This window comes from Paraburkholderia sp. SSBN10T (genome assembly GCF_056619545.1).
This window is the reverse complement of the sequence record NZ_JBWQQI010000025.1, coordinates 32,344-45,014: the sequence shown is the minus strand read 5'-3', so window position 1 is coordinate 45,014 and position 12,671 is coordinate 32,344. Positions and strand designations below refer to the sequence as shown.

9 protein-coding genes are annotated in these 12,671 nt (G+C 63.9%); 5 read left to right on the top strand and 4 right to left on the bottom strand.

Annotated features, from left to right (window positions below; translation table 11 throughout):
- Window positions 1-7 precede the first annotated feature (7 nt).
- On the top strand, window positions 8-1,084 hold the full coding sequence (locus tag AC1ECK_RS29890; RefSeq protein WP_480325701.1) for an LLM class flavin-dependent oxidoreductase: 1,077 nt from the start codon (window positions 8-10) through the stop codon (window positions 1,082-1,084).
- Window positions 1,085-1,220: 136 nt separating this feature from the next.
- Window positions 1,221-2,873, top strand: coding sequence for an alkaline phosphatase family protein (locus tag AC1ECK_RS29885; RefSeq protein WP_480325699.1), 1,653 nt, complete (start codon window positions 1,221-1,223; stop codon window positions 2,871-2,873).
- A gap of 228 nt (window positions 2,874-3,101) precedes the next feature.
- Here AC1ECK_RS29885 and AC1ECK_RS29880 read toward each other — a convergent pair whose 3' ends face one another.
- The 3 genes from AC1ECK_RS29880 to AC1ECK_RS29870 are packed head-to-tail and all read right to left on the bottom strand — an operon-like array spanning window position 3,102 to window position 7,494.
- Window positions 3,102-4,484, bottom strand: a complete 1,383-nt coding sequence (locus tag AC1ECK_RS29880) for a polysaccharide pyruvyl transferase family protein (RefSeq protein ID WP_480325697.1) — start codon at window positions 4,482-4,484, stop codon at window positions 3,102-3,104.
- Complete coding sequence (menD, locus tag AC1ECK_RS29875) at window positions 4,484-6,406, bottom strand: 2-succinyl-5-enolpyruvyl-6-hydroxy-3-cyclohexene-1-carboxylic-acid synthase (protein ID WP_480325695.1); 1,923 nt, start codon at window positions 6,404-6,406, stop codon at window positions 4,484-4,486. Before menD ends, AC1ECK_RS29880 begins: the two co-directional genes overlap by 1 nt.
- Window positions 6,406-7,494, bottom strand: a complete 1,089-nt coding sequence (locus AC1ECK_RS29870; protein ID WP_480325693.1) for an aromatic ring-hydroxylating dioxygenase subunit alpha — start codon at window positions 7,492-7,494, stop codon at window positions 6,406-6,408. Before AC1ECK_RS29870 ends, menD begins: the two co-directional genes overlap by 1 nt.
- A gap of 571 nt (window positions 7,495-8,065) precedes the next feature.
- Here AC1ECK_RS29870 and AC1ECK_RS29865 point away from each other — a divergent pair.
- The 3 genes from AC1ECK_RS29865 to AC1ECK_RS29855 all read left to right on the top strand — a co-directional run bounded on the left by AC1ECK_RS29865 (window position 8,066) and on the right by AC1ECK_RS29855 (window position 10,900).
- Window positions 8,066-9,160: a response regulator transcription factor gene (locus AC1ECK_RS29865; RefSeq protein ID WP_480325691.1), complete on the top strand. Its 1,095-nt coding sequence runs from the start codon at window positions 8,066-8,068 to the stop codon at window positions 9,158-9,160.
- A gap of 250 nt (window positions 9,161-9,410) precedes the next feature.
- Window positions 9,411-9,848 (top strand): CHRD domain-containing protein, encoded by a 438-nt coding sequence (locus tag AC1ECK_RS29860; protein WP_480325689.1) that lies wholly within the window; start codon window positions 9,411-9,413, stop codon window positions 9,846-9,848.
- A 146-nt stretch (window positions 9,849-9,994) separates the two neighbouring features.
- Window positions 9,995-10,900: a response regulator transcription factor gene (locus AC1ECK_RS29855; protein WP_480325687.1), complete on the top strand. Its 906-nt coding sequence runs from the start codon at window positions 9,995-9,997 to the stop codon at window positions 10,898-10,900.
- On the opposite strand, the gene sctC is transcribed toward AC1ECK_RS29855, so the two are convergent.
- A complete protein-coding gene (gene sctC / locus AC1ECK_RS29850; protein WP_480325685.1) occupies window positions 10,812-12,611 on the bottom strand; it encodes a type III secretion system outer membrane ring subunit SctC in 1,800 nt (599 codons plus the stop codon). The two genes, AC1ECK_RS29855 and sctC, sit on opposite strands and share 89 nt — an antisense overlap.
- Window positions 12,612-12,671: the final 60 nt, after the last annotated feature.

Sequence of the window (12,671 nt, the reverse complement as noted above, 5' to 3'; positions counted from 1 at the left end):
GTCGACGATGCAATTCGGCCTGTTCCTGACCATGCCCGCGCCCGAGCATCTTCCCGCGGCCGTGCTCTACCAGCGCGCCATCGACATGGCCGCTGCCGCCGACCAGCTCGGTTATAGCCACCTGTGGCTCGCCGAGCACCACTTCACCAACTACTCGCACTCATCGCGGCCATTGCTGCTGTTGTCGCATATTGCGGCGCACACGCGGCATCTGCGGCTTGGACCGGCGATCATTCCGGTGCCGCTGCATCATCCGCTGGTGATCGCCGAGGAACTGGCGACGCTCGATGTGCTGAGCGGCGGGCGCGTCGAAGCCGGTCTCGGCAGTGGTTACCAGACCTATCAGTACGAACGCTTCCAGCTCGTCAAGGGCGCCACACCGGCCCGCGACGACGAAGCGCTCGACGTGCTGCTGCGCGCCTTGCAAGAGCCGGTGTTCTCATACACGGGCGAGCACTTCAGGATTCCCCGCACCACGCTCGTGCCTCAGCCGCTGCAAGCTGCAATGCCGCGCTGGCTGGTGGTGAATTCGAGCCGGCATGCGTCGGTCGCCAAAGCGGTTCAGCGGCGCGCCAACCTGTTCACCGGCGTGCTCGAACCGATCTCGAAGCTGACCAACGTTCGCGAGCAATATCCGGATCTCACTGCGGGACTCGCGTCGCTACGCATCGGCACGCAACGGCCGGTGTACGTCGCGCAAAGCGAGGCCGAAGCGAGCGAGGCTGTCGAACAGGCACGCTGGAACGGCCGCGCCACCCTGCGCTTACGCCACGATATGGGCGAGGTGATCGACGGCGTGGTGCCGGCCGGGCCGTTTCCCGACGAGCCGTCCGGGCAGGCGCTGCGCGACGATTTTCTGGTCATTGGGACTGCCGATGAATGCATCCATCAGTTACGCCGCATCCAACGCGGCCTCGGTTGCGACTATTTCAGTGCGAGCTTCTGGTTCGGCGCCCTGCCTCACGACAAGGTGATGGCGTCGTTGCGCAGGTTTGCCGACAAGGTGCTGCCGGTCTTCGCGGATGAAGCTGCGCGGCGGCACAGCAGCCCGGCCAGGCAGCGGGAAACGACGCTTGCATGGTAGCCATCCACGATAACGCCTCGCAATAAAATGTAATCAAATGTAATTGAAAGTTAAAATTCACCGCTCCGACGTAATGCATCTGCAAAGTTGTTCCTCGTTACGCACGACTCTCCCCACGAACAAATGGAGGTAAGCGATGAAAGCGGCACGGAGGTGGTTTGCAGGTATGGCGGCGCTCAGCGCGGGCGCGCTCGCTCTAGGTGGTGCACTCGCATCTGCGCAGGCGAGTGAACCGGACGGTATCAAACATGTCTTGCTCATCAGCTTCGACGGCTTGCACGAGCAGGATGTGGCGCGTTGCATAGCCGGCAATACCTGCCCGAATCTCGCGCTTCTCGCGAAATCGGGCGTTACGTATGCGAACGCGTATACGCCCGGACTTTCCGATTCGTTTCCGGGCCTCACCGCACTTGTAACGGGCGGCTCGCCTAAATCGGCCGGCCTTTTCTATGACGTTTCATATGACCGCACGCTCTACGCGCCCAACGACACGGGCTGCGTCGGCAAGCAGGGCTGGAACGTCGTGTTCGACGAAACCACCGGCATCGACGGCGAAAACGGCGGCGCGCTCATACACCTCGACGGCGGTGGCGCTTTCAATCCGCAGGCCATTCCGCGTGCGCGCGTAGGCGCGAAATGCGTGCAGGTCTTTCCGCACAACTACGTGAAGACGAACACGATCTTCGAGGTCGTCAAGGAGCACATCCCCGATTCGCACACCGCGTGGGCCGACAAGCACGCGTGGGGCTACGACTGGCTGAACGGTCCGTCGGGCCGCGGCGTGGACGATCTCGCACGCACCGAGATCAATTCGATCGACCCTGCCACCAACACGTACTATCTCGACACGTATACGCATACCGAGAAGTTCGATGACTACCACGTGCAGGCGCTCATCAACGAGATGGGCGGCAAGGACTCCACCGGCACCCGCAACGAACCCGTGCCGACACTCTTCGGCACCAACTTCCAGACCCTGAGCGTGGCGCAGAAAGCCACGGTGGCGACGGGAGGCGGCTATCTCGACGCCGACTTCACGCCGGGTCCGCAAGTGACGGGCGCAATCAGCTATATCGACAACGCGCTCGCCCGCATCGTTGCCGCGCTTCAGCAGCAGAACCTCTACTCGTCCACGCTCATCATCGTGACCGCCAAGCATGGCCAGTCGCCCACCGATCACACGAAACTCGTGAAGAACGGCGACACGCTGACGAAACTGCTTGAAGCGAACAACTATCTGGATCCGAACGGCAACTTCGGCCAGAACAACACGAAGAGCGGCAACCTGAACGACGGCACGGGTCTCGTCAACACCGGCTTCGTGCAGACCGACGACGTGGGCCTGATCTGGCTGCGCAATCAAGCGCAGCTCAACGCGGTGGTCACGACGCTCAAGAACAATCTCTCGTGCAATGCGCCTGGCATCTGCGCAGACGGCCCGCAGGCGTACATCCTCTACGGTCCGTCCCTCGCGGGCCGCTTCGGCGATCCGGCGCAAGGCCGCACGCCCGATATCATCGTGCAGCCGAATCCCGGCGTGATCTACACGTCGAGCACGGCGAAGGATGAAGAGCACGGCGGCAATGCGCCCGACGACAGCCATCTCGGCCTCGTCATTTCGTATCCGGGGCTGCACCACCCGGGCCGCAGGGTCGATGAGCGCGTCACGACCACGCAGGTCGCGCCCACCATCCTGAAGGCGCTCGATCTCGATCCGCACCTGCTGAATTCGGTCGCCGTGGAAGGCACACGCGCGTTGCCGGATCTCGGTTTGAAAGGCGACGAGTAACACGTAGCAGCGCGGGCCGGAATTGCGCACACGCTTCGTGCGGAATACCGGCCCGCGAATCGACGTCACTCGCGGTCACTGCGAGATCACGCATCGTGCCTGTACCCGGACCAGTCGGACAGCCTCATCGGCTGGCAGCGTTGCAATTCGGGGTTGTGCCGCGATAAGGCAATGCCTGTTGCGACATAGCCGCGGGGGACCATCGCAGCAAAGAACGGCACGGGGCGCTTAGATAGCGCCCAGCGCCGCCAGCACCTGATTTCCCATCTCGTCAAAGCGCGCCCGCTGAGCGTCGGCATAGCGCGCGTAGCACGTAACCAGTTCTGCGCGCACTTGCGGCGTCTCCAGCGTGCCGAGCTTCGCCAATGCCGACTGCGTGCCGTCGACGGCATCGCAAGCCGCGCTCCACCCGCGGCAACCGGCCTCGTCCAGCAGCCGGTCGATGCGGGTATCCATCGAGAGGCCGAACACCGGCACGCCATGCGACATCGCCAGCACCGCGGCATGGTAGCGGGTCGTCACCACGCACGCCGCCTGCGCTACGGTAGCCGCCACCTCGTCGAGGTTCGCCGCGCCGCGAGCGACGATCTCGGCGGCAAACGGCAGGCGAGCCGCCAGATTCTCACAGGCGGCGCGGTCGAGTTGCTCCATGCCGACCAGCACCGGCGTATAGCCCGCCTCGCGCAACCCTGCCGCAATGGCGGCGAAACGCGTGAGGTAAGCGTCGTAAGCTGCCGCCCGTGTCGCATCCCAGGTGTGGAAATGCAACGGCCCATAGCGAAACGGCGAAGTCTCGCGCCGCGCATCGAGCAGATGCGCACGCTGCGCATCCGCTGCGACCGGCCACCAGAATGGATTGTTCGGGCACAGCGCGGCCACCCGTGCACCGCGCGTCGCAGCTCGCACACTGTGCGGCGCCCGATAGCTCCACGCGGTATCCGCGCCTGCCTGCGTCTGCACGCCTAGCGGCGCCAGTTGCGCACGGGCGGCTTGGTTGCGGCAGATAATCTGTCCGCGTGCTGCATTGCGCGCAACGAAACGGGTCAACGCGTCGCTCATGGCGCCGCTATCGACGCCATACGCTATCGCCGGCCGCCCATGGGCAGCCGCCAGCGCGACACCGCCAATCAGAACACCGGCGAGCGAGTCGGAAAACTTCGAGGTGTAAGTCGAGCCTTCGACGTTGAGCACCAGATCGGCCTCGCGAATCGCCGCGTCGAGTGCATCGGGCAGATAGGGAAGCTCGGGCGCGAGCTTGGGCGTCGCCTCCAGCAGCGGATGATCGAAACACTCGCCGATCGCCAATAGCGTAATCTGCGGCAGGCGCGGCGCAAACAATCGCTGCAGTTGGGCGATGGTCTCGATGGTACGCAGATCGGCGCCTGTATTGCCTGCACCGCTATAGCCGAGCAGCAGGATGCGAGGCGCGCCATCAGGCGTCTTGCGGCGCGCGGCAGCCGAAGGCGCGCGCAGTCGCGCCCGCCCTGCCGCATCGATGCGCTGTTGCATATCATCGAGAAACACTTCGTCGGGCGCCGGGGCGCTCGCATACCTTTGCAGCGCGGCCAGCGAGCGCCGCAGCGGATCGTCATGCGCGGCGATATCCCACATCAGGCCGCTCCCAACGCTTGCGCGAGCAACTGCATTTGCGCGGCGGCGGAGAACGCATCCACGGCGATTTCGACAATCGTCATTCCCATCTGACCGAGCGCCGCTTCGAGCGCCTCGCTCAATGCCGCACGGCTTTCCACACGCCGATGGGCCAGCCCGAACCCTTTCGCTATCGCTCCAATGTCGATCTTATAAGGATTTCGAATCGTCTTCACATAGACAGGCGATCTGGCAATCGGCAGAAAATCGAAGATCGCTCCACCACCGTTATCCATCACGCACACGCAGGCCGGCGTGTCGAGCCGCTGCGCGCTCGCAAGCGCCGACAGATCGTGAATCAATGCCTGATCGCCGAGCACCAGCAAGCCTGCGTCGCGCCGCGCCAGCGCCTCGCCGATGAAGGTCGAAAGCGTGCCGTCGATACCGCTCACGCCCCGGTTGACGTAGATATCCTGAACTTCGGCACGCACGTCGTAGCCGATATCGGCATGGCGCATCGACATTGAATTGCCTATATGGACGAAGCCAAATCCCGCAGCGGCGAATACCTGATGCGCTGCCGCGACTTCGCCCCAGCCCAGCTTCGCGACGCAGGCGCGCCGCTCGCGTGCGCCGTAGCCGGCGACGCTGGCCCAGCGGTCCCGCCAGGCAAACGACACCGCGCTAGTGTTGCTCTGCCGCACCGCATCGCACAGCGCGCGTCCCAACTCTGCCAACGCCTCGCAGCCAGGCGCCACCAGTACATCGTGTGGATCGAGTGCCTGGTGCAGATAGTCGTGCTCCACACGATGCGGCGCGATCTTGATCGCCGGCACCTCGGTTACCGCTTCGAGATAGGTATGCAGCAGCGGCAGCACCGGCGCCACACCGAAGCGCACGATCAGATCCGGACGCTCGGCCGCCATGCGGCCAGCGCCGCCGAGCACGTCGAACGCATTGATGACTAGCGCACCCGCTGCGCCGCGCGCTGCCTCGGCCGGCTGCAGCGCCGCCGGTCCTGCGCGCAGGCCGCTGGCAGCGTCGGCAAGCACCGGAAAGCCTGTCGCTGCCGCCAGCGCAAAAATCGCTTCGAGCGGCGCGCCCGGCTCAGGACCGACGACGATCAACCCGTTGAAGCCGTCTCCACTCAGCGAGCCGCCGGCACCGCGTGCATGCCGCACGCGCGCGACGATACGCTCGACGATGGCTGAAGGCGTTCTCGAAGCGTCGTGGGCCCTGCTAATAGCAGGCACCGCAAACGCGCGCGCTTCACGCGCTGCGGCGACGGTATCGAAAGACACGGGATGCGTTTCGGTCGCATCGTAGACGCCGGCCAGCGGCACATTCACATGCACGGGCCCAGGCGAGGCACGCACAGGAGAAGGATGCGCGTCGATCCGCAAGCTCTGCGCATCCTCGCACTCGCCCCCACCCAGCATCGCTGTCAGCGCGCGGTTCAAGGCCGCGCGAGCCTGCTCGAACGCGGCCGCCGAATCGAACGGGTCGTCGAGGTCGGCCTGCGCTCTAACGAAGGCCCTGGTCGCGCCGAGGTGGTCGGCCATCTGCCCAAAGCCGGCGCCGCGCAGCGTGCGCGGCCGGTCGCAGGTGAGCACCACGAGCGGGATATTGGAGGCATCGGCTTCGATCAGCGCCGGCAGGACGTTCGCCACCGCCGAGCCGGAAGTGGTGACGATCGCCACCGGCGAGCCGCTCGCGCGGGCGAGGCCGAGCGCCACGAAAGCGCCGCTGCGCTCATCGGTGCAGACCATCTCGACAGCCATGCCCGGATGCGCATCGAACGCGATACACATCGCACTTGCGCGGCCACCGGGGCACAACACCGCGTGCCGCACGCCGGCTGCGCTGAGCGCGTCGGCGAGGCACTCCACCCACACCGCGTTGAGCGACTGCGTCAATACGCGCGCCTCGAGAACGGCCGCCACTATGCGGCCGCCTGCGAAGAACGGCGCAACGAGTCGACAGGCACGGTCGTTTCGCCCGCTGCACGCTCCTCGGCGATCAACCGTTCCATCACCCGGCGCGCACGAATTGCCCCGGCATCGATCGGCAGCAAGGCCGGTTGCAGCGCCCAGAAATCGTTCTCGCCGAGGTTGTGCTGCTGCGCTTCGAGCATCGGCAGATCTTCCTGTTCGAATGGCTTCATCAGGCCATCCACCGCATAGCGCACCATTTCGCGGCCCGCCTCGCCCATCTCCTTCGGCAAGCCAAAGGCAAAGAAGTAGTGGGTAGTCCGTTCGGTTTCGGGCGTGAGCCAATGCGCCGACGGCGCGATCAAACCCGCCTCGCGCGGCATGCCACACGGCGTGACGCCCACCATGATCGACAGCAGGCCCGGCGGCGTCCAGCGCACGTCCATCCAGCGATCCACGCGCGCACCGGGCGGAATGCCGAAGCCATTCGCGACGAACGGCGGCAACTCTTCGTCATACGCGATACGCCGCACCCATACCGTATCGCCGAGGCTGCCGGCCTGAACGTCACCGCGCGCAATCGCTTCGCTGCCGAGCGTATCGGGATGCAGAAACTGGAAGTGACTCAGATCGAGCAGATTGTCCGCGCTCAACTGGTAATGGGCGCGACTCAGCAGATAGCCGTCATGCGTATACGCCACCTCCGGGTCGACAAACGGAAACGACGGCAGCAGCGCCGCATCCGCGCGTGCGGGCTCGCCCGGCCAGAACCAGACCGCGCCGTAGCGTTCAATGGTGGGATAGGTCCGCACCTTTGCGCCGCTCGGCACGCGGCCGTCGCCATGCGGATTGTGTACGCACTGGCCGGACGCGCCGAAGCGCAGGCCGTGATACGGACATTCGAGCGCGCCTTCGACAATGCGCCCTTTCGAAAGCGGCGCAAAGCGATGCGCACAGCGGTCGTCGAGTGCGACGGCCTGTTGGGCGGCATCGCGATACAACACCACAGGCCGCCCGAGCAGCGTGCGCGCAAGCGGCGCATCGGTGCGCACCTCGTGCGCGAAGGCAGCGACATACCACGCATTCAACAGGAAGGACATGGGCAGCTCGGAGCAGGATGGTCAGGCGTGAAGGGAGTTAAAACGCATAACGGCGATCAAGCGCAAAAGATCAAATGCAGCCAATCGATATCAGCGCAATGAATAAAAACTATCGCAATGACATAAAAAAGCCATTGCCGTGCAATCGAGTTTAAAGATGCCTCTCGCCCACAGATTCAACAAAGCTCATGCATATGCGAAGTGCGGCCTTCCGATCCGTTTATCTGATCCTCAACAAAGCTTAATCCGCCTTGCGACACTGAAAGGTGGCGCGAACCTTTGCATCGCGTGCGATTCACGGCTATCAAGGTCGCTTTTACCGCGCTTGCGATGTAAGTCTGCAATTGATACCGGCTGACTGCTTACCGCTGTAACTTACGGCAACTTCCCCACATCTGCTTTGTTATTCGTCGTAATAATTCATTTGCGATGCAGCGCGTCTGTTTAGTTGTAATCCGCCACTTCGTGAGGCGAAACAATTCGTTACAGCCCTGATAATTGCTGGGTCTTAACTTTCGGGTCGTGTAGTTCGTCATTCGAAGCAACCCCGTTGGTATCCGTCCTGGAGGGCATGTTGAAATTCGCCGTGATGACCACCAACACCAATCTGTTCAATCTGATTTGCCAGTGCTTCGGAGACGACACGATCGAATGCAGCCGTTTTCATGACGACGTGGCGCTGTCGCGAGCGATCTATCGCGAGGACTATCACGCGATCCTCGTCGACGCGGCCACCGGCATCGATTCGACCCGTGCGGTGTTCGCGCGCCGTGCCTGCTATGGCGACCGGCGCGCACCGTTGATCGTGGTGGGCGCGTTCCCCGATCGCGACAGCATCGAGCGCGCCTTCGAAGCCGGCGCCGACGATGTCGTGCTGTCGCCGGTGGACCGCAGCGAACTGGCGGTCCGCACTTTTCTCGCGCTGCGCCGCTTCCAGTCGACCCCGGCTGCCCCGACCGAAGACTGGGCGGCACTCGGCCCGTACAAGCTCGATCGCCGCGCAGGCGTGGTGCTGGTCAACGAGAGCATCGTGCGTCTCACCGTGCGCGAGTTTGCGATTGCGTGGCTGCTGTTTTCGCGGGCCGGCGAGTATGTGAGCCGGCGGCAGATTGCCGGTGCGATCTGGAGCAGCACCGAGGATATCGTCGGCCGCACGCTCGAGCAGCATATCTACAAGCTGCGCAAGAAGCTGGGTTTGAACGGCGCCTCCGGCGTGCAATTGCGCACGATGTACGCCCACGGTTACCGGGTCGAGCTATGCTGCGATGCACTTGCGGAGCTCGACCCGGACACGAGCATCGATACGGGCCGCCCGCTCGCCCCAGTGCCTGTTCCGGCCACCCGCAGCAGGCAGCCGGTTAGCGGCGGCGTTCTGCATGCCATCGAAGCGGTGCGAAGCGCCGAGACCGCACTCGCAGACGCACCGCCCGCTTGCCGCGCATCCCGCGCATTGGACGTGCATCCATGCGACAGCGAAGCGGCCCGCACGGCCCAGCCGTGGGGACAATACGCAGCGCTCTGGAGTCTCGGCGCATTGAGCCCGGTGAACCTCGTGGCAAACTTCGTCGCGCCCGCCAGCGCCAAGCCTGACGACGATAACGCCGCACACGGATCGTTGGCCGTGCCCGCCGCCTTGCTGCGCAGCGGCGCACGACAGCGGCGCTAAACATCCCACGCGCACAGCCCGTCGACGTCGAACCGGGCGCGCCTGTTTTCCTCAGGCCGGCCCATACGCACACTGCCCGCCCGGCACGCCGTACACCCACCACCTCTCCCGCATAAAAAAGACCGTCACGTCAGGGAATAAGCCAGCAACGCCAGGCGTTCATTGAAGTAACCGCAGACGCAGCGTCCACCCGCCATGCCGCGGGCTGGATCGCGTCGAGGTTATTTCCTTTCCCTACCACGAGACGTCCATGAAAATGAATCGAATGCTCACCGCTGTGGTGTTGTCGCTGAGTCTCGCGGCACCTGCGCTTGCCGTTGCCGACACGCTCAACCTGAAAGCCGACCTGCTCGCCTCCACTGAAGTGCCGCCCAAAGCCGGCGACGGACACGGTGAACTGACCGCGACCTACGACACCTCGTCGAAAGTGCTGCAATGGAAGGTCACTTATGCGGACCTCAGCGGTCCGGCCAGCATGGCGCATTTCCATGGTCCCGCACCTGCCGGCAAGAATGCGTCGGTGGTCATCCCGATTCCGATGGACAAGCTGCCCAGCCCGATCGAAGGCCAGGCAACCTTGAGCGCCGCGCAGGAAAGCGACCTGCTGGCAGGCAACTGGTATTTCAACGTGCATACGGCCAAGAACCCCGGCGGCGAAATTCGCGGCCAGGTCGAACAGGTCAAGTAAGCGCCACACCGCGTCACTTCTTGCGCCTTGCGACGGATCGATTCTCCGCTCCGTTGCACCGCGCGCTCCACGCGCCCACCGAACGTACCGACGGCACCGCGGACAACCGCGGCGTAAGGCGCCCTTTTGCCTGAATTCCGGAGAACATGTTGAAATTCGCCGTGTTGACCACCAACGGCAATCTGTTCAATCGGATTTGCCAATGCTTCAGTGATTTCAGCGATGCCGGCGCCGCAAACACCACGGCTGAAGAAGCCATCGAATGCCGGCGTTTTCGTGACGACATTGCGCTCTCGCGTGCCATCGCGCGTGACGACTTCGATGCGATCTTTGCGGATGCGTCGAGCGGCATCGAGTCGATGCGCGCGGCGCTTGCCCATCGTGCCTGTTATGACGACCGGCGCGCGGCGCTGATTTTCGTCGGCGATTTTGCGGATCGCAGCAGCATCGAGCGGGCCTTCAGCGCGGGGGCGGACGATATCGTCATGGCCCCGCTCAATCCCGGCGAGCTGGCTGCGCGCACGCGGCTCGCGCTGCGGCGCATCCAGTCGGCCTCGCCCGCTCACGCAGACGACAGTCTCACGCTCGGCGCCTACCGGCTCGACCGGCGCGCGAGTCTCGTGCAGATCGACGAGCGCAGCGTGCGTCTGACGGTGCGCGAGTTTGCGGTCACGTGGCTGCTGTTTTCGCGGGCCGGCGAATATGTGAGCCGCAAACAGATTGCCGGTGCGATCTGGGGCAGCACGGAAGATATCGTCGGCCGCACGCTCGAGCAGCATATCTACAAGCTGCGCAAAAAGCTCGACCTGAACGGCACGGCGGGTGTGCAATTGCGCACGCGCTACGCCCACGGCTACCGGGTCGAATTGTGCAGCGACGCGGCTCATGAATCATCCGCTGCCGACCTGCATGAGGAAACACCGCCGCTAAAGCATAGGGCGCCCGAAGGCGCCCTCACTGTCTTTACAGGCTCAGCACTCGCGGCGTCAGCAGGAATACCCGTTCCATATGCGTATGCTGGTCGTTGTTATAACGAAACAGCGCGCCGATAAGCGGAATCTTCGAGAGCCCCGGCACCCCCGTCACCCCGTTCGAGTTGTTGTCCGTGCTATAGCCCGCGATCAGCAGGCTCTCGCCCTCGCCGACAAATGCCTGGGTATTGATCTCGCTGCTCGTGATGACCGGAATGCTGTCCACCTGCTGGCCGGTCAACTGGCCGTCCTCGATATGCACGTCGAGCTTGATTCGGGTCTGCCCGTTGTCGGACACGACCATCGGCAGCACGCGCAGCGACACGCCGGTCGAGACGCTATACAGATCCGCCGAGGTATAACCCGAGACCCGTACAAAGAACTTCGTGGTGTTGTCCATCACCGCTTCGACGTTGTCGAGCGTCGCCACCTTCGGCGATGCATCGATCTTCGCTTTCGAGTCGCTCTGCAGCGCATTGATGCGCGCCATCAGATAACGCCCGGCGCCCCCGATCACCGCGGTAATCGAGCCGCCCAGCGGCGTCGAATCGACCACCGTCGTGCCGTCCGATAGCGTGGTAGTGCCGAAAGTCGGATTGACCTGGCCGTTCGAGAAGCTGTTTTGCGGCTGGGCGCCGTTACCGGTTTGCAAGTCCACATGACTGTTATGCGCGCGCCAGTCAACGCCGATCTGCGCCAGCAGGTCGTCGTCGATTTCGATAATATGCGCCTCGATCTCGATCAGTTTGGGCCGCGTATCCAGTTTGTCGATCAACGTGGCGTACTGGTCGATTCGCTGCGGCGTGTCGCGGATCAGCACCGAGTTGGTGGTCGGGTCGGCCTGCATGATCGGCAAGCTCAGATCGCCGCCGCTGGCCAGTTCGCCGCCCGGCGAGCGGCCCGGCGCATTGCCGTAGCCGACATTGCCGCCGTTGCCGAAGTTAGGCGGCGCGGCATTGCCGACCAGACCGCCGAGCGACGTATCCTGGCCTTGCCCCTGCGGCATGTTGGCCGGCAGCGGCGGCATCAGCGTCTGCAGGCCGCCGCCGGAGCCGCCGCCGTTGACGTCGTTCATCGGCTGCAAACGTTGCAGGTTCGGCGTCACGGAGTTCTGCGCATTACCGCCACCCGCCTGCTCCTGTTTCGCGTGATACATGTTCGACAGCACGGTGGCCACACCGGGTACCGTGATCGTATTGCCGTCGATGCGCACCTTGTGATCCGCGGCCCACGCATTTTTCAGCTTGAACACGCGAATCACCGAGCCGCCGCGGCGGCTCGCGTTGTCGTCGAGACGCTGCGCCACTTCCATCACGAGCTGCACATACTGAGGCGGCCCGTTGACGAGCGCCGTGCCGGCCGCCTCGTCATAGGCAATCGGAAAGCGTGCATCGTCGATGCTCATGGTTTGCAGCGCCGCGCGCAGGTCCGCCGGCGAGGCATGGTCGAGCTTGATCACCTGATGCGTGATGTCGTTGGCGCTGCTGATCGACAGCACGCTGCCGTCATAGAACCAGACGAAGCCGAAGGTCGACGCGAGCGTATCGAGAAAATGCTGCGGCGACATATCGAAGTGCCCGGTCACCGTACCCTGCACATTTCCCGCGATCGACGCGGCGACTCCCTGGCTCGCCGTGAAGTCGCGCAACACGTCTTTTAGATCCTTGCCCTCTACAGCAATATGCACGGTCGAACTGCGCCAGCGCACGGGCGCCGCATCCGCCGGTTCGAGCGCGGCGAAGGCGAGAGACGCCGCGAGCCACGCGGCGCAAAGTAGCCTCTTCGATTTCATGGAGTCGTGTGGGTGAAAGTATCGTTAGGAAATGGCGGCGCACGGCGGTAACAGCAAAGG